Annotated in this window: 17 protein-coding genes; 2 read left to right on the top strand and 15 right to left on the bottom strand. The window is 42.2% G+C overall.

Translation table 11 applies throughout. The features are described 5' to 3' along the window. Positions 1-55: 55 nt before the first annotated feature. On the top strand, positions 56-595 hold the full coding sequence (gene yjjX, locus PS1M3_RS02815) for an inosine/xanthosine triphosphatase (protein WP_203986165.1): 540 nt from the start codon (positions 56-58) through the stop codon (positions 593-595). 15 nt (positions 596-610) lie between these two features. Continuing rightward, positions 611-1,285 (top strand): pyrimidine 5'-nucleotidase, encoded by a 675-nt coding sequence (yjjG, locus tag PS1M3_RS02810; RefSeq protein ID WP_203986163.1) that lies wholly within the window; start codon positions 611-613, stop codon positions 1,283-1,285. A gap of 106 nt (positions 1,286-1,391) precedes the next feature. On the opposite strand, the gene lpxC is transcribed toward yjjG, so the two are convergent. The 15 genes from lpxC to rsmH form a co-directional block, all read right to left on the bottom strand. Continuing rightward, on the bottom strand, positions 1,392-2,303 hold the full coding sequence (gene lpxC / locus PS1M3_RS02805; RefSeq protein WP_008126813.1) for a UDP-3-O-acyl-N-acetylglucosamine deacetylase: 912 nt from the start codon (positions 2,301-2,303) through the stop codon (positions 1,392-1,394). Positions 2,304-2,406: 103 nt separating this feature from the next. Further along, entirely contained in the window at positions 2,407-3,651 is a 1,245-nt protein-coding gene (ftsZ, locus tag PS1M3_RS02800; protein ID WP_010555688.1) for a cell division protein FtsZ, read from the bottom strand. Positions 3,652-3,672: 21 nt separating this feature from the next. Continuing rightward, entirely contained in the window at positions 3,673-4,905 is a 1,233-nt protein-coding gene (gene ftsA, locus PS1M3_RS02795) for a cell division protein FtsA (RefSeq protein ID WP_010555687.1), read from the bottom strand. Beyond that, positions 4,902-5,681, bottom strand: a complete 780-nt coding sequence (locus PS1M3_RS02790) for a cell division protein FtsQ/DivIB (protein ID WP_058428356.1) — start codon at positions 5,679-5,681, stop codon at positions 4,902-4,904. The genes ftsA and PS1M3_RS02790 overlap by 4 nt, the downstream gene beginning before the upstream one ends. 1 nt (position 5,682) lies before the next feature. After that, entirely contained in the window at positions 5,683-6,603 is a 921-nt protein-coding gene (locus tag PS1M3_RS02785) for a D-alanine--D-alanine ligase (RefSeq protein ID WP_006792147.1), read from the bottom strand. Continuing rightward, a complete protein-coding gene (murC, locus tag PS1M3_RS02780) occupies positions 6,600-8,051 on the bottom strand; it encodes a UDP-N-acetylmuramate--L-alanine ligase (protein WP_138740413.1) in 1,452 nt (483 codons plus the stop codon). Before murC ends, PS1M3_RS02785 begins: the two co-directional genes overlap by 4 nt. Next, entirely contained in the window at positions 8,052-9,128 is a 1,077-nt protein-coding gene (gene murG, locus PS1M3_RS02775; protein WP_138740414.1) for an undecaprenyldiphospho-muramoylpentapeptide beta-N-acetylglucosaminyltransferase, read from the bottom strand. It lies immediately after the preceding gene. Next, positions 9,125-10,300 (bottom strand): cell division protein FtsW, encoded by a 1,176-nt coding sequence (ftsW, locus tag PS1M3_RS02770; protein WP_138740415.1) that lies wholly within the window; start codon positions 10,298-10,300, stop codon positions 9,125-9,127. Before ftsW ends, murG begins: the two co-directional genes overlap by 4 nt. Beyond that, positions 10,297-11,631 carry a UDP-N-acetylmuramoyl-L-alanine--D-glutamate ligase gene (gene murD / locus PS1M3_RS02765; protein ID WP_203986161.1) on the bottom strand — a complete coding sequence of 445 codons (1,335 nt, stop codon included), beginning with the start codon at positions 11,629-11,631 and terminating at the stop codon, positions 10,297-10,299. The genes ftsW and murD overlap by 4 nt, the downstream gene beginning before the upstream one ends. Continuing rightward, entirely contained in the window at positions 11,632-12,714 is a 1,083-nt protein-coding gene (gene mraY / locus PS1M3_RS02760) for a phospho-N-acetylmuramoyl-pentapeptide-transferase (RefSeq protein ID WP_006792142.1), read from the bottom strand. Beyond that, positions 12,714-14,096 (bottom strand): UDP-N-acetylmuramoyl-tripeptide--D-alanyl-D-alanine ligase, encoded by a 1,383-nt coding sequence (gene murF, locus PS1M3_RS02755; protein ID WP_138740417.1) that lies wholly within the window; start codon positions 14,094-14,096, stop codon positions 12,714-12,716. Before murF ends, mraY begins: the two co-directional genes overlap by 1 nt. Continuing rightward, a complete protein-coding gene (gene murE / locus PS1M3_RS02750; protein WP_203986159.1) occupies positions 14,093-15,571 on the bottom strand; it encodes a UDP-N-acetylmuramoyl-L-alanyl-D-glutamate--2,6-diaminopimelate ligase in 1,479 nt (492 codons plus the stop codon). Before murE ends, murF begins: the two co-directional genes overlap by 4 nt. Then, positions 15,564-17,381, bottom strand: a complete 1,818-nt coding sequence (locus PS1M3_RS02745) for a peptidoglycan glycosyltransferase FtsI (RefSeq protein ID WP_008126791.1) — start codon at positions 17,379-17,381, stop codon at positions 15,564-15,566. The genes murE and PS1M3_RS02745 overlap by 8 nt, the downstream gene beginning before the upstream one ends. Next, on the bottom strand, positions 17,378-17,707 hold the full coding sequence (ftsL, locus tag PS1M3_RS02740) for a cell division protein FtsL (RefSeq protein WP_203986157.1): 330 nt from the start codon (positions 17,705-17,707) through the stop codon (positions 17,378-17,380). Before ftsL ends, PS1M3_RS02745 begins: the two co-directional genes overlap by 4 nt. Then, a complete protein-coding gene (rsmH, locus tag PS1M3_RS02735; protein WP_008126786.1) occupies positions 17,704-18,642 on the bottom strand; it encodes a 16S rRNA (cytosine(1402)-N(4))-methyltransferase RsmH in 939 nt (312 codons plus the stop codon). The genes ftsL and rsmH overlap by 4 nt, the downstream gene beginning before the upstream one ends. Positions 18,643-18,661 lie beyond the last annotated feature (19 nt).

Raw genomic sequence — 18,661 nt, 5'->3', positions numbered from 1 at the left:
TTTTTGTTTAACAGAAGTCACGTACACTGCTGATTTTACTCAATACGAGATCAGCATGTCATCATTGTTAAAAGTTATAGTTGGATCTAAAAACCCAGTAAAAATAAATGCAGCAAAGCATATTTTTACTATGTACTTTCCAAATAACACCATTGATTGCCTAGGTGTTAACGCTCCTTCAAACGTGCCAGATCAACCTATTGGTGAAGATGAAACACGTATTGGCGCGCAAAACCGTGTTAACTATTGTAAAAAGCACTATCAAGCCGATTACTACGTGGCAATGGAAGGCGGTGCAGAGCAATTTAGCTATGGTGCAGCGACCTTTGCCTATGTTGTTATTGATAACGCCACAGAACAGGTTGTAGGGCGAAGCAGTAACCTTCCATTACCCAATATACTTTTTAAAGCATTACTTAATGGCGAAGAGCTTGGCGATGTAATGGATAAAGCATTTAACACCACAAATATAAAACAAAAAGGCGGCGCCATTGGTCTGCTTACAAATAACTATGCAACACGTGAAAGTACCTATACCCAAGCACTAACCTTGGCCATGGCACCCTTTTTACATAGCGACCTATATCGCAAATAAAATACAGGAAATTGAATGAAATACAGCTACGTGTTGTTTGATGCAGACGAAACTTTATTTAGGTTTGATATTTTAGCCGGTATGACCCGTATGTTTAAAAATTACGGCGTTAATTTTACGCAAGACGACTACGTTCACTATCAAAAAACCAATAAACAACTGTGGGTTGATTATCAAAATGGTGTTATTAGTGCTGATTACTTGCAGGTAACCCGCTTTAACGAATGGTCAGCAAAATTAAATGTCCCCGCTAAAGAGTTGAACGATGCATTTTTAGATGCAATGGCGCAAATTTGTGAACCATTACCAGGCGCTATAGAGTTGCTTAATAAATTAAGACCTCATGCTAGGTTAGGCATCATTACTAATGGCTTTGCTCGTCTGCAAACAGTACGTTTAGAGCATACTGGTTTAAAAGATATGTTTGAATGGTTAGTTATTTCTGAGCTTGTAGGTATAGCAAAACCTAACAAAGCTATTTTTGAACATACGTTCGAACTGATGGGTAACCCAAATAAGAGTCAAATATTAATGGTGGGTGATACCGCATCAAGTGACATACTTGGCGGTAATAATGTAGGTATAGATACATGTTGGTTGCAACACCCTGGTGAACAATTACCTGAAGGAATAACCCCCACTTACACAATAACCAAATTAGAACAGTTACAGCCCATTTTAGGTATTTAATTTTTAAAACTTACTATTTTAAAAGAATAGATACATAGCAAAAAAAATGACGCTAATAAGCGTCATTTTTTGTAACTGTTTTAAGTGTGTACTTTAAAGTGCTTGGTTAGGCTGTTGCTAACTCAAGACCGGGTGCAGGCATCGTTACAGGCGTTTCAAATGTTGCCCACTCCCACGCTGACTCGGTTGCCATTACTTTACGAAGCAACTTATTGTTTAAATCGTGACCCGACTTAAACGCAGTCACCTTACCTAAAATGTTGTGGCCTGTCATAAACATGTCACCAACACAGTCTAGTATTTTGTGCTTAACGAACTCATCGCTGTAGCGTAAACCATTTGGGTTTAGTACTTTAAACTCGTCAAGTACTACTGCGCTGTCCATGCTGCCACCTAAAGCAAGGTTATTAGCATGCATGTATTCAATATCTTTCATAAAACCAAAGGTACGAGCACGGCTAATTTCTTCAGTAAAGCTTTGAGCGGTGATGTCTAAACCAACACGCTGACGACTTTCGTTAATAGCCGGGTGATCAAAAGCGATTTCAAAGTCGATGTGAAAACCGTCGTACGGTTCTACTTCGGCCCATTTGTCGCCTTCTTCGATACGTACTTTTTCTTTAATACGAATAAAGCGTTTAGCGGCATTTTGCTCTTCAATGCCGCCTTTTTGTAATAAATAAATGAATGGTAATGCACTACCATCCATAATTGGCACTTCTGAGCTGTCTAATTCTACAATTAGGTTATCAATCCCCATTGCTGCAACTGCAGCAATTAGGTGCTCAGTAGTTGATAAACGAACGCCATCTTTGTTAATTAAACAGGTACACAACTGCGTATCGCCAACGGCTTCAGGTGTTGTTTCAAATTCAACAACCGGATCAAGGTCGACACGACGAAATACAATCCCAGTATTTGCGCTCGCAGGTCGGAGAGTTATTGTGACCTTCTCACCTTTATGAAGTCCAATTCCTATGGCTTTGACTACTTCTGCAATCGTACGCTGTTTAATCATAGGTTCGCTCACTTAAATTTATTACAGTTAGACGGCGGATAGTAACATATATACGCGCGCCTTACAATATTCGCTCAATTTACCAGCAAAATAACGTTTTTTATTAGTCTGCTTGTTTGCGTAAAAATGCAGGGATGTCAAAGTAATCACCACCCTCTGATTTATCCGCTTTTTTACTCGTTTGCGACGACGAGCTTGCTGTATTGCTAGAACTTGCTGAACTCGCTTTTTCTGCGCTTTCAGTTTGTGCTTTAGCTGCACTTTCATCGGTGCTGTCTTGGCTTGCAAAGCTAGGCACATACATGCTGCTTGCTTGGTTAGACGTGTTTGCAACATCAGAACCCGAAGCCTTTTTAAAACCGTTATCAACAATACCAAACTGTGGACGACGATCGCCGCCTAACCCCGTTGCAACTACAGTTACACGTAACTCGTCGCTCATTTCAGGATCAATTACCGCACCCACAACAACCGTTGCGTTTTCAGAGGCAAGTGCTTTAACGTGGTTACCGACAATTTCGAATTCTTCAATCGCAATATCCATACCCGCGGTGATATTAACTAAGATACCTTTGGCACCTGTTAAATCAACGTCTTCCAATAATGGGCTTGAAATAGCAGCCTCTGCGGCTTCTTGTGCACGATCAGGACCTGACGCAGATGCAGTACCCATCATAGCAGTACCCATAGCAGACATAACAGTTCGTACGTCAGCGAAATCCACGTTAATTAAACCAGAGCGCGTAATGAGTTCTGCAATACCTTGTACTGCACCAAATAATACGTCATTAGCTTTAGCAAATGCATCTAGAAGTGTAGTGCCTTTGCCTAAAACTTTAAGTAATTTATTGTTTGGAATTGTAATAAGCGAATCTACAATTTCTGACAACTCGCTGATACCTTGTTCAGCTGCCGCTGCACGCTTCTTACCTTCAAAGTCGAAAGGACGCGTCACTACCGCAACAGTTAAAATACCCAGCTCTTTAGCAATTTTAGCAACCACAGGCGCTGCACCAGTACCTGTACCGCCGCCCATGCCCGCTGCGATAAATACCATGTCGGCACCTTCAAGGCTTGCACGAATAGTCTCTGCATCTTCTTCAGCCGATTCGCGGCCTACTTCAGGGTTTGCACCCGCACCTAACCCAGAGGTTATTTGTGTGCCTAATTGAACGGTTACATCAGCAGCCGAATTTCGTAATGCTTGCGCATCTGTATTAGCGGCAATAAAGCGCACGCCTTCGATTTGCTGTTTTACCATGTGCTCAACAGCGTTACCGCCGCCGCCGCCCACGCCAATTACTTTTATTACAGCTTCTTCGCTGTGTTGTTCCATTATATCAAACATGTTCACTCTCCGACTTGAGTCTTAAAACTCGCCTTGAAACCATTTAGTAATGCGGTTCCACCAATTATTGTTATCCTCTGCTTTCGACTTTTGTGCATTCATCGATTGCATGGTGCGCCCGTATTGTAACAAACCAACAGCGGTTGCGTACGAAGGATCATCTACGTAGTCTGTTAAACCAACCATCCCGATTGGTTTACCTATTCTTACTGGCATTTGAAAAATGTCTTCCGCCACTTCCATTGCACCAGTCATTTTGGCAGTTCCGCCTGTTATAACGAGACCTGCCGCAATTTGGTCCTCTAAACCTGAACGACGAATTTCTTCCATCGCAAGTTCAAATAATTCTCTGAAACGAGGCTCTACCACCTCTGATAATGTATGACGTGACATTAATCTTGCAGGGCGCCCGCCTACACTTGGTACTTCAATAGTGTCTTCGCTGCTTGCCAATTGGCTGCTTGCACATGCATATTGTACTTTGAGTGACTCTGCATGCGATATAGGTGTACGAAATATTTTTGCAATATCACCCGTTACCTGATTACCCGCCACAGGGATTACTGCTGAATGGCGCAGCGCACCGTTGATATAAATAGTGATGTCCATTGTACCACCACCAATATCGAGTACCGCGACTCCAAGCTCTTTTTCATCATCTGTGAGAACTGAATAACAAGAAGCCAATGCTGTAAATATCAATTGGTCGACTTCAAGGCCACAACGCTCAACACATTTTTCTATGTTTTTGGCCATGTCATTGGAGCAGGTAATAATGTGAGCACGTGCCTCCATACGCACACCGCTCATGCCTAGTGGGTTTTTAATCCCTTCTTGCATGTCTATGCTGTACTCTTGCGGTAGTGCATGCAGCATTTTACGTTCAGCTGAAATAGGCACAGAACGCGCAATGTGAATCACATTTTCAATATCTTCGTCTGTTACTTCAGTATTATTAATAGCAACAACACCGCTTTCGTTCTGGCATTGAATATGTTTACCAGAAATCCCCAAGTACACCGAACTAATTCGACAATCTGCCATTAATTCGGCTTCGTCTATAGCGCGGCGAATAGACTCAGACACTAAGTTTAAATCGTTAACGCCACCTTTATCCATACCATGGGATACCTGGCTGCCCACACCAACAATGCTGAGCTTGTTATCTGCGGTGATTTCACCTACCGTGGCTACCACTTTCGAGGTACCAACGTCTAATCCAATCACGAGGTTTCTTTCTGCTGACTTAGTCATGCCTTACTCTTATTTTGTAATTGTTCTTCTTGCACTGGCTTAAAGCTCACTGCAAGGCCGGTATCATACCGTAAATCGACTGCATCTATCTGTGCTTTTTCTGGATATTCCATACGTGGGTAAACGTCTATAAAACGTTGTACACGCTTGGCTTTATCCCTACGCCCTAAATTTAAGCGCACCCCGCTATCAAGCCAAAGCTGCCAAGAAAAACGCTCTGATAACGCTAAACTTTTAAGCGTTAACGCGTTTACTTTAAGCATTTCGTCAAACTGCTTAAAGGCAATCCATGCTTCTTGTTCGCTCCCTTCTGGGCCAAATAACTGAGGTAAATCTTTACTTAACTTATCGCTGCGAGCTTGAAAAGCCTCACCGTTGTTATTAATTAACAAGTCACTATTCCAATGCGCAACCGCCTCGTGTTCAACAACGTAAACCTGAATCGTATCAGGCCATTGTTTTCGCACCGATACAGTGGCCACCCAAGGTAGATTTTGCACTAGCTGTTGTACATGTTTTACATCAAGCTCAAAAAAACTACTTAAATCCGCTTTTTTTATTGCTGTTATTATTGCGGTTTCATCTGTGTATTTAGGATGCCCTTGCACCGTTAAGTGCTTTATTTGTGCATCTTTATTTTTTACTAACCAATCAGATACACCCGTTGTAATTTGCACTAAGCCTATAATAACAAATAAAAAAAAGCTCACGCCAAAAATCAGCGACCAATTTAGGTTCTGTTTGATTTTATGAGCTTTTTCTAAAAGGGGATGCATATTAAAGCGTTTGCTCCAAAATGCGAACAACTAATTGCTCAAAACTTGCCCCATTTGCTTTAGCTGCCATAGGCACTAATGATTTTTCTGTCATTCCGGGTACAGTATTAACCTCTAATAAATAAAAGTTGCCTTGCTCATCTTGCATTGCATCTACGCGGCCCCAACCGCTTGCGCCAACTAAGTCAAACGCCTCTAACGACATAGCCTGTAATTGCTGCGTATCGTGCGTCGATAAATTGGCTGGGCAATGATACTGCGTAGTATTTGATTGATACTTTGCCTGATAATCGTAAAAGCCATTTGGCGTTGTCATTTCAATTACGGGCTGTACTTCATCACCTAAAACAGTCACTGTAAATTCACGGCCCGTTATCCACTGCTCAACCAACACTTGGCTATCAAACTTAAATGCATTGATTAATGCATCTTCAAGTTCTTGCGCAGTAGTTGCTTGTGCCATACCAATGCTCGACCCTTCATGAGAAGGCTTAACCATCACTTTTTTAAATTCAGCCATGATAGCGTGTGCATCAAAACCTTTTTTAGCATCTACAACGGCATAAGGCGCGGTGCTTAAGCCAGCTGATTTAAACAAGTGCTTACAACGAATTTTATCCATTGCCAGCGCTGACCCAAGTACGTTACTGCCGGTGTAAGGTAAGTTCATAAACTCTAACGCACCTTGAACAGTTCCGTCCTCACCACCTCGGCCGTGCAGTGCGATAAAAACACGATCTACATTTAACTCTTTGAGTTCCCACAACGACCGGTTTTGAGGATCGAATGCAATCGCATCTACACCGCAATTTTGTAATGCATTAAAAACAGCCTGACCCGACTTTAATGACACTTCACGCTCTGCTGAGTTACCACCAAGCATTACCGCTACTTTACCAAATTGTGCATTTACTTGGGTCATACTTCACCTTGTTTTAATTTTTCTATCGACATGCCTGTTGCTGCTAACGTTTTTACTAACTGACCTATATTACCCGCACCTTGGGTCAATACTAAGTCATTATTTTGCAAGTTATCTGCTAATACACCCGCAAGCTCTTTACTTGATGCTACATGCAATGGCTCTTTGCCACGTTGACGAAGGCTTCGGCATAAACTTTTACTATCAGCGCCCACTATAGGCTCTTCGCCTGCGCCATAAACATCTAATAATAAGAGCTGATCTACATCGGCAAGTACTTTTACAAAGTCTTCATATAAATCACGAGTACGACTATAACGATGCGGCTGATAAATCATTACTAAGCGTTTATCGGGCCACCCCTCGCGTACTGCCGCAATAGTTGCTGCAACCTCTGAAGGGTGATGACCGTAATCATCCACTAACATTATATTGCCGCGTTCGTTTTCAAATTCGCCGTAGTGTTGAAAACGACGGCCAATACCTTCAAACTTTTGTAATGCTTCTAAAATTGCTTGGTTAGCAATATTTTGATCTTTTGCTACTGCAATCGCTGCTGTTGCATTCAATGCGTTATGTTTGCCTGGCATATTTAGGGTTGCCGTTAAACACTCACCTTGTTTATTGGTTACCGTAAACGTACACGTATTAGCTGACTGGCTAAAATCACTCATACGATAATCAGCCGTTGACGACTCGCCATATGTAATAATAGGACGCCCAAAACGAGGAATTAGTTCGGCGGCTACCTCAGAGTCGATACATACAACAGCCAGACCATAAAATGGCAGGTTATGTATAAAATCGACATAAGTGTCTTTCATTTTTTCAAGGCTGCCACCGTATGTATCCATGTGATCTTCTTCAATATTAGTGATCACCGATACCATAGGTTGTAAGTGTAAAAACGACGCATCACTCTCATCAGCTTCTGCAATTAAAAAATCGCTTTTACCCACTTTAGCGTTACTGCCTGCACTATTTAATAAACCACCAATAATGAAGGTTGGATCGAGCCCAGCTTGTGCATAAATGCTGGCAATTAAACTTGTTGTTGTGGTTTTACCATGTGTACCTGCAATGGCTATACCATGGCGGAAACGCATTAATTCAGCTAGCATTTCAGCACGACGCACAACAGGAATTCTTGCAGCTTTTGCGGCAATTATTTCAGGGTTAGTTTCGTCAATAGCACTTGAAACTACCACCACATTGGCATCTTTTACGTTGTTTTCGTGATGACCAATGAATACCTCTGCACCCGCTTTAATCAAGCGATCTGTCATCGCACTATGCGCAATATCAGACCCTGTAATACGGTAACCTTCAAAAGCGAGCACTTCGGCAATACCGCCCATACCCGCCCCACCAATACCAATAAAGTGGATGGTTTCTATTCGACGCATTGCAGGTCGTATACTTTTGTTTTGTACTGATGCTTCTTTCACTTACGCTCTCTTATTTGATACTTGCTCACAGTGCGCGGCTACGCTTGCTGTGGCATCTAAAATGGCTTGTTTTTTTGCGTTATTAGCCATTTTATTAATTAAACTAGGGTTTACTAAGTAAGGGGTTAATAGCACAACAATCGATTGCTCATTAAATGCACTTTGCTGCATGAGTAACGCTCCATCTGCCTCAACCAAATATTGGGCGTTAGCCGTTTGATGGTCGTCAACTGCATGAGGAAACGGCACAAATACAGCCATTTTTCCCGCAGCTGCAATTTCACTTACCGTTAGCGCACCAGCTCGGCAGATAACAATATCAGCCCAAGCATACGCTGCATCCATGTCATCAATAAATTCCGCAACTTTTACATTATCGCTTTCAAACATGTGCGTTTTGTATGCTTGCTCAACGCTGTTTAAATGTCCTTTACCTGTCTGGTGCCATACATTTATTGCACTGGTTTTGTTAAGCGCTTTAAATGCACTTGGAAGTGTTTGGTTTAGTACCTGAGCCCCTAACGACCCTCCCACAACCAACATATTAACCGGTGTTGAAACGTCACGCGTTGCTATGTCTATTACACTTTGACGAACTGGATTGCCGACAAGTTCGGCTTGTCCTGCATCAAAAGCGCTTGGAAAAGCCGCTAAAACGCGATTAGCAAATCGTGAAAGCCATCGGTTACTCATACCAGCAACCGCATTCTGTTCATGAATAACTAACGGAATACCTAAACTTTTTGCAGCAATACCTGTTGGTCCAGTTACGTATCCTCCCATAGCAAGAACAACATCTGGACGTTGATTTTTCAATACCTTACGCGCTTGCAATATTGCATTAATGACCATGAATGGCGCTTTAACAAGGCGTTTTAATCCGTTGCCACGCACGCCTTTTACATTAATAAAATCAATTTCTATATTGTGCTTAGGAACAACGCTTGCTTCCATTCTATCGGGTGTGCCAATCCAAGTAACTTGCCACCCCTGTGCTTTTAAGTAATCAGCAACTGCAATACCTGGAAATATATGCCCGCCAGTTCCACCAGCGACTACAACACACTTTTTACTCATCGTTTACCTCCGCCTGAGGTCGCTTGCTTGGTTGCCATTTTAGTTTCAAAGTCAACGCGTAATAATATTCCAGTTGCTATGGTCATAATCATCAAACTAGAACCACCATAAGAAATAAACGGTAATGTAAGACCTTTAGTCGGTAAAATTCCCGCACTTGCCCCTACATTCACCATGGTTTGAAACGCAAACCAAATACCTATTGCAAAGGCAAAGTAGCCTTCGTATTCTTTACCGCACTTTAAGGCTTGCTGGCCAATTAATAGTGCTCTAAATACTAAAGTGGCGAGCACCATTAAAATGCTTACCACGCCAACTAAACCAAGCTCTTCGCCAATAACCGCAAAAATAAAATCATTGTGTGCTTCAGGAAGGTATTGCAACTTTTGCACGCTATTACCTAACCCTTGGCCAAACCATCCACCTTGGCTGTATGCCATTAACGATTGAACGAGCTGGTACCCTTTTCCGAATGGGTCGTCCCAAGGGTCTAAAAAGCCAACAACACGCGCCATACGATAAGGCTCAACAATAATCAACAAAACAACCAAGCCAATCCCGGTTAAAATAAGGACAAAAAACTGCCATAGTTTTGCGCCCGCTAAAAACAATAAGCCAACTGTTGTTACAAACATAACAACTACGGTGCCTAAATCAGGCTGCAACAAAATAAGCAATGCATACACAGCAAACACTGCAATAGGCTTTGCAAAACCTTTAATGTTCTCTTGTACTTCTTCACGCTTTCGGACCAAGTAACCCGCTATGTAACTAAAAAAGTACAATTTAGCGGCTTCAGCCACCTGAAAACCAATAGGTCCAATTGGGATCCAACGCTTGGCACCATTAACCTCGCGGCCAATAATTAATACAGCAATGAGCAATACCATGCCCAGTATCAATAAATATGCATTTGAGCGTTTCCACCAATCCATTGGCACACAAACCGTGATCCAAAAAAGAACAAACGCAACGGCCAAAAACATCCCGTGACGAATAGCAATATGATGTGAGTTATCAAAAAGGCGCTCTGCCGTGGGCATAGACGCACTCATCACCATAATAAAGCCAACACCAATTAGCATTAGCATTGAATAAAGCAAAGGCACATCATAAAGCTGCGGCGAAGGTTTTGGTGTTAATATGTCTTTTATTTGTGCAAGCGCAATCATATGTTATCCGCCAAAACACATTTAACAAAGTCATCACCACGTTGCATATAGTTGTTATACATATCAATGCTTGCACATGCCGGCGCTAATAAAACTACATTACCCGGCGAACTAAGCTGCTTAGCTAAATTAACCGCCTCACTCATGTTATTTGTTAAATGGCTTTTGCTGCTCAGAGCCACTAGCTTTTTGGCATCTTTACCAAAACAGATCAGCGCTTTTACATGCTTTTGTAAGTAAGGTTTAAGCGGGTTTAAATCAGCGCCTTTTGCATCGCCTCCCGCTATCACAATTAAGTTTTGAGTTTCTGTGGCCAAACTGTCTATGGCTGCTATGGTAGCGCCTACGTTTGTTGCCTTTGAATCGTTAAAGTATTTAACGCCATGTTGCTGAGTAACAAATTGGCAGCGATGAGCCAATCCGCTAAACTCATTTAGTGCCTTTTTATAAGCCTCTTTACTAATATTAAAGGGGCTTAGTAACGCCATAACCGCAAGCGTATTTAAATAATTGTGCTTACCTACAACAGCAAGTGTATCAACAGGTAAAAACGCTTCATTGTTAGCGAAAAAATACGTACTGCAGTTATGCTGCCCTAAACAATATTTACCCTGTTGAGTACCAAAACCAATTTTAGCCGTAGCACTGCTACTGGACGGATGCGTTTGTTTGTCATCTTCATTTACAACAAGACATTGTGTACCGTTGTAAATAGATAGCTTTGAGTCTATATATGCTTGGTAGCTATCGTAACGATCTAAATGATCTTCAGATACATTTAACACCGTGGCACTCACCGATTTTAAGCTTGTTGTGGTATCTAATTGAAAGCTCGAAAGCTCAAGCACATAAACATCAAAGTCGTCATTGAGTAAATCAAGTACTGCGGTACCAATATTGCCGCCAAGTGCCACATTAAAGCCAGCCGCTTTTAACACGTCATAGGCTAAAGTCACTACGGTTGATTTACCATTTGAGCCAGTCACTGCCACTACAGGTTTAGTATTAATGCGCGCAAATAGCTCAACATCACCTATGACTTCAACACCCGAATTAATAGCACTCGCAATGGCAGGCGTTTTAAGGCTTAACCCAGGGCTTACAATAATCATATCACTGCTATTAAGCCCAGCAGCATTTAAGCTGCCAAAGTGTGTATTTAAACTAGGCGCATGACTGCTCAGCCATTCAATCCCTGGGGGATTTGCTCGGCTGTCGACAACCTTTGGCGTTAAACCGTGAGATAGTAAAAAACGCACAATGCCCAGACCGGTTACACCGAGTCCGAGCACTGTTATTTGTTTATTCTTTATCTCGTTTAAATATTGCATTTATCTTATCTTTAAGGTCGCAAGGCCTGCGAGAACCAACACAATAGATATAATCCAAAAACGCACAATAACGCGCGGCTCCGGCCAACCTTTTAATTCGTAATGATGGTGAATAGGCGCCATTCTAAAAATTCGTTGACCTCGTAACTTATACGAGCCGACTTGTAAAATCACCGATAACGCCTCCATTACAAAGACACCGCCCATGATAATAAGTAGAAGTTCTTGACGAACCAGCACTGCAATAATCCCCAGCGCTCCACCTAATGCTAATGAGCCTACATCACCCATGAATACTTGCGCCGGGTAGGTGTTAAACCATAAAAACCCAAGCCCTGCACCAACAATGGCAGTACATACAACCACAAGCTCACTGGCTAATGGCAAATGAGGAATATGTAAATAAGCAGAAAAATTAATATTACCGGTTAAGTAAGCAATTATGGCAAGTGCCGCCGCAACTAAAATAGTCGGTACAATAGCGAGACCATCTAGACCATCAGTCAGGTTTACAGCATTTGATGTTCCAACCAATGCAAAATAGGTAATAACAATGTAAAACAAGCCTAACTGCGGTAAAACATCTTTAAAAAACGGCACAACTAAAGACGTTTCTGCAGCTTGCGTACTTGTAAAGTACAATGCAGTTGCAACCACAAGTGCAATTACTGACTGCCAAAAGTACTTCCATTTCGCTATAAGCCCTTTTGGATCTTTACGGATAACTTTTCGGTAATCATCGATAAAGCCGACAATTCCCAGTGAGCCAATTACAAATAACGTTGCCCACACATACTTATTAGAGAGATCGGCCCACAATAAGGTACTTGTAAAAATTGCCGCTAAAATAAGCAGGCCACCCATAGTTGGCGTACCCGATTTTGATAAGTGTGATTGTGGGCCATCATCGCGTACTGTTTGCCCAATTTGCATTTTTTGCAAACCACGAATTAGCTTTGGCCCTAAATACAGAGACATAATGAGCGCAGTTAAAATCCCCAAAATAGCGCGCAGTGTTAAATACGAAAAAACATTAAAACCACTAAAATACTGTGTTAAATACTCAGCCAGCCAAACTAACATTATGATACTCCATTGATGGCTTGTTGCTGGCCATTAACTAAATCGGTTACTAATAATTCCATGCGAGAACTGCGTGATCCTTTCACGACGATGGTCGTTTTTTTATTTACTTGATTAATTGTGGCTTGAATTTGTTGCTGCATCTGCTCACGGTTTGAGAAGTGACGATTCGCAAGCGCAAATACATCGCTTGCACACTTACTCAACACACCTAGCGTAAATAACTCATCAATGCCTTTTTCAAGCGCATATTCGCCAACTTCTTGATGGTATTTACGTGCGTCTTCACCAAGCTCACCCATATCACCCAGCGCTAAAATACGATGCCCTTGCATATCACTCAGTAAGTCAATGGCAGCCTTAACCGATTTAACATTGGCATTGTAAGTATCATCAACCACTGTGAGCATGTCAGACACTTCTATTAAGTTTACGCGCCCTTTTACATCACCCATCGTCGCCAATGCATGAGCAATATCATCTAAAGTGACATCAAGCTCGCTTGTTAGTGCAGCTGCAATAAGTGCATTGCTAATGTTATGTTTACCCGGTAATGCGAGAGTCACGGGTACTTTTTTTTGTTTTGTACATAACGTAAAGCTTGCACGTGCATTAGCATCTAAGCTTATATCTTCAGCCCAAATATCGAGTTTTTCAGAGGTTGAAAAGCGCTTTATGTTGCGCCCTTCAAGTTTATCTAGCCAATATTGACTAAACTCACTGTCGCAATTAATTATGGCTACGCCATTTTCTTTAAGGCCATCAAAAATTTCGCCTTTTGCTTTGGCCACGCCCATCAAGCTACCAAAACCTTCTAAATGGGCTGGTGCTACATTACACACTACCGCTACATCAGGTTTAGCCATTGCCGTTGTGTATGCAATTTCACCTAAATGATTTGCACCCAGCTCTATTACTGCAAAACGGTGTTGTGGCTCTAAACGCAACAACGTTAGCGGTACGCCAATATCGTTATTAAAATTACCTTTGGTTGCCAGCACATCGCCATGCACAGATAAAATAGCCGCGCACATTTCTTTTACTGTGGTTTTACCCACACTGCCCGTAATAGCGATTGTTTTAGGTGCTACTTGCGCCATAACCGCTGTACCAATAGCGCCTAATGCTATACGCGTGTCATTCACTATAAACTGGGCAATATCAACATCGACTTTATGATCGACAATAACGCCTATCGCGCCTTTTTGTTTTGCCTCAGCTATAAATTTATGACCATCAAAATTTGGCCCTTTAAGTGCTAAAAACACTTCACCTTCGCATACTGTGCGAGTATCTGTATTTATGTTGAGCACTTGCTGATTATCACCCTGATAATCGGTTGTTAACACATTGGCTAACCAATCAAAATCCATCGGGATCATGCTTGAGTCCCTCTATCTGTTTTTATTAATTGTTCTTGTACAAACTGGCGATCGCAAAAGTCGATACGTTCATCGCCTATAATTTGATAATCTTCGTGGCCTTTTCCCGCAATTAACACCACTTCATTAGAAGCTGCATTATTAATTGCATAACTAATTGCTGACGCTCTATCAGCTTCTAAATGGGCGCTTTGAGGTGCAGCTAAACCTGAAGCTACCTCTGCAATAATCACATTTGGATCTTCTGAGCGTGGGTTATCGCTGGTAATAATCACTTTGTTAGCATTTTTTTCAGCAGCTTGAGCCATTAATACGCGCTTCCCCTTGTCCCTGTCACCACCACAGCCAAATACACAACTCACGCCACCTGGCACATGTTTTTGCAATGCTTGTAGTGCTAAAGCTAATGCTTCTGGCGTATGCGCATAATCAACTACGCAAGTTGGTTTACCCGCAACACTAAATGCTTGCATTCGTCCTGCTACTGGCTGAAGTTGTTGGCAACCTGCAATAAGTTGCTCAAGGGGATAACCTAAACCCAATAACGTGGCTAAAGCAGCCGTTAAGTTATAAAGATTAAATTCACCAAACAGCGGCGATTTTACCTTAATATCACCCCAGCTTGTAGATAATTGCGCCGAAATACCTTCAGCCGAATAATCAACATCTGAAAAGTACACATACTGTGCATTTTTAGGCGCTAAATTTTTTCGTCCGTAGCAAATTAAATTATTAAAATCGTATTTTTCGAGCCACAGCCCTACTTGGTTGTCATCTTGGTTTAGTACAACAAGCTGTGGGTCAAAATCACGAAATAGCATGAGTTTTGCATCACCATAACTCGCCATATCACCGTGGTAATCTAAGTGATCGCGAGAAAGGTTAGTAAATACAGCAGCTTTAAACTGGCACTGTGCAACACGGTGCTGCACAAGTCCGTGCGACGACACTTCCATTGCCACCAGCTTTTTATCTGCTTGATGTAAATCGCTCAATATATGTTGTAAATCGACTGCTGAAGGCGTGGTGTTTATGAGCGGCGTTAAATTATCTGGATGGCCAAAACCAAGCGTACCAATAATTGCTGACTGCGTATTACAATACTGCGCTAAATGAGCAATCATAGCCGTGGTAGTCGATTTACCGTTTGTACCAGTTACACCAATTAAATCAAGGCTATGGCTCGGTTTATCGTAAAAACGACTAGCCAGTTCAGCCAACTTTTTATCAAGTTCAGACACTAAATAAAGTGGCTCAAATGCAACATCAAACTCGCACAGTCTGTCGGCAATAACTGCGACAGCGCCCTTTTCAATTGCTTTAGCTATAAACTGCCCGCCATCTAGCTCATGGCCCTTTATTGCTACAAATACATCGCCTGGGTTGACGTCTCGGCTATCTAATCGCAAATGACTTACAAGCTGCGATGGTGCATCTATTTCTATGTATTTTAAAATGCTTTTTAAATCACGCATCGTTCTTTTTACCTTTTACGTACGCAACTTCTTCCTTGTCGGGTGCGACGTTTAATATTCTTAATGCGTTAGAAACGATTTCTGCAAATGCAGGGCCTGCAGTGGCACCTCCATAGTACACATCACCGCCAGGTTCATTGATCATTACTACCACAGCTAAACGTGGATTACTTGCTGGTGCAACACCTGCAAAATAACCAACATATTCATCACCGTAACCACCTACTGCGGCTTTTTTAGAAGTACCCGTTTTACCCGCTGCACGGTAACCATCAACTTTAACGTTATGTGCAGTACCACCACTTTCAAATACGCTTTCCATCATGTTTACTACCGCTTCAACATCTTGCTGTTGAAAAACGCGATCCCCTTCTGGGATAGAATCTTGCTTTAGTACAGTGAGCGGTCTGTTGACACCTCCCGCACCTAACATGGCATAGAAGCGAGCCATTTGCGCAGTACTAACAGCAATATTGTAACCAAATGACAATGCAGCAATTTCGTGATCAGACCAACGACGATTTGGGTAAAATAAACCACTGCTTTCACCTACCATACCCGTGCCAGAGTCAGATCCGAATCCGACCTTTTGGAATAAACCCACCAGGTAGTCTTTTGGAACCAACTGAGTAACCTTAGTTACCCCCATATTTGACGAATATTTTAGTATTTCTCGTAGTGACATTTCACCATGGTTACGCGTATCTTGGACTAAACTTCCCCCTAAACGCATCCAGCCTGGGTAGGTGTCAATTTGTTCATCGGCTTGAATTGCGCCGTAGTCTAGCCCAGCTAAAATGGCCAGTGGCTTAACGGTTGAACCCGGTTCGAACAAATCAGTGATAGCGCGATTTCTGCGTTTATGGGGAGCCGCATCGGTTAGATTATTTGGATTAAAAGACGGGCTATTAACCATTGCTAATACTTCACCGGTTTTAACATCAACCACCATGGCTGAACCCGATGTAGCCTTATAAGATAAAACCGCTGACTTCACAGCCTTATAGGCAATAGCCTGAATACGTTGATCAATACTTAGTTGAATACTTTCGGGCTCTACACGTTCTCGCTCATCTAGCACTTGCACTTCACGGCCTTGGGCGTCTTTTCTTATAGTTCGACGACCTTCTTCGCCGGTTAAAGCGTTTTCATAGAGCTTTTCAATGCCTTCAATGCCTTTACCATCGATGTTGGTAAAACCAATAATATGCGCGGTCACTTCGCCAGCCGGATAGTAACGCTTAGACTCATCTAATAAATGAATACCAGGAAGACGCAAGCCACCAATATAATCGGCTACTGCAGGGGTTACTTGGCGTTTTAAATAAACAAAACGACGACTCGGATCATTTAAAAGTCGGGAGTTAATTTTTGCCTGATCAATACGTAATACATCAGCTAATTCGCGCCAACGTAAATCGTTTTTGTAATACTGTGTGGTGCGTTTGTTTAGCTCTACTGCATTATCTAACAACGCTTGTTTGTCTTCACCATTTTTTCGCGCTTGCCTAACAACTTTAGATACCAGCGATTTATGTAAAGCCTTAGGGTCAGCATACACACTCACAACGGGTACGCTGACCGCGAGCTCTTTGCCATTGCGGTCAAAGATCATTCCGCGTTGCACATGAAGTTTTTCGACGCGTACTGTACGTTTGTCACTTTCCGAACGTGCTTTATCAGGTTCAATTACTTGTAAATAGGCGGCACGAGACACTAGCGTCACAAACACCAAAAACACAACCGAACACACCAGCATAAAGCGCCATGTGATCAAGTTGTTAACTGGTTTTTTGCCTCGATTTCTCATTTTACTATAATTACCTGTTCATCCTGACTCATCGGTCTTTTCATTTTTAATTGCGAGGTTGCCACTTCTTCAATACGCGCATGCTGAGAGTAAAACTCCTCCTCAACTAGTAAGTACCGCCACTCTAAATCAAGCTCATCTCGTTCCTGCAGTAGTTTATCTTGTTCAATTAATTGCCCGCGCGCTAAATGCGTGACTTGCACTACGCTAAAGCCAGAAACAAATATCGTAACCAACAAGGCCAAGGTGAGCTTATTAGCACCAAGGCCTTTAATTATTTCGAAAAATAAATTGGGAGGTTGACGATGATTTGCTTTTGTATTCATCCCAACCTCTGAGCAATCCTAAGTACAGAGCTTCGTGAACGCGGATTGCGCGCTACTTCTTCAGTGCTTGGTTTAATAGCTTTACCCACTGCTTTTAACGTCAGGTTTTGATTTATTTGTGCATCGGTTAAAGGCAGACCTCTGGGTAATGCTTCTCCCTTACTCTGTTTTCTAATAAATTGTTTTACTATGCGATCTTCAAGTGAATGAAAAGAAATGACCACTAAGCGACCGCCCGGCTTTAATACTTTTACGGCCGATTGCAGCGCCGTTTGTATTTCTTCAAGTTCGCTGTTTATATAAATACGAATAGCCTGAAAAGTGCGTGTTGCGGGGTGTTTAAACTTATCTTTCACTGGTACGGCTTCATCAACTAAATCAGCAAGCTGCTTAGTTGTTGTGATGGGTGTGTGCTCTCGAGTTTCTAAAATTTTATGTGCAATACGCTTACCGAACTTTTCTTCACCCAACTTTTTAATGACGTGGGTGATATCATCTAACTCAGCTTCTGCCAACCACTGAGCAGCACTTCGGCCGCTTGTTGGATCCATGCGCATATCAAGCGGGCCATCTTTCATAAAACTAAAACCGCGCTCAGCATCATCAAGTTGTGGAGATGACACACCAATATCTAATAAAATGCCATCCACTTTACCAATGAGATCGTTTTGCTCAGCTACATCGTATAATCTTGAAAATCGAGTGTGTGCTATAGCAAAGCGGGAGTCATCGGCAAATTTTTCAGCCGACTTTATAGCCTGTGGATCTTGGTCTATTGCTTGTAAGCGTCCTGCGTCGCCTAAACGAGCAAGTATTTGACCTGAATGACCGCCTCGTCCAAATGTGCCATCCATATATATGCCGTCTGGCTTAATTGCTAGGGCATCAATGGTTTCGTCCATCAAAACGGATACGTGTTCAAATTGCGCTGTCATTAGCTATTGTTTGCCTTTT

The organism is Pseudoalteromonas sp. PS1M3 (genome assembly GCF_016865405.1).
In the GTDB taxonomy this organism is placed as follows: Bacteria; Pseudomonadota; Gammaproteobacteria; order Enterobacterales; family Alteromonadaceae; genus Pseudoalteromonas; species Pseudoalteromonas marina.
Note: the sequence above shows the minus strand (reverse complement) of the source record. Positions and strands in the feature narration are given on the sequence as shown.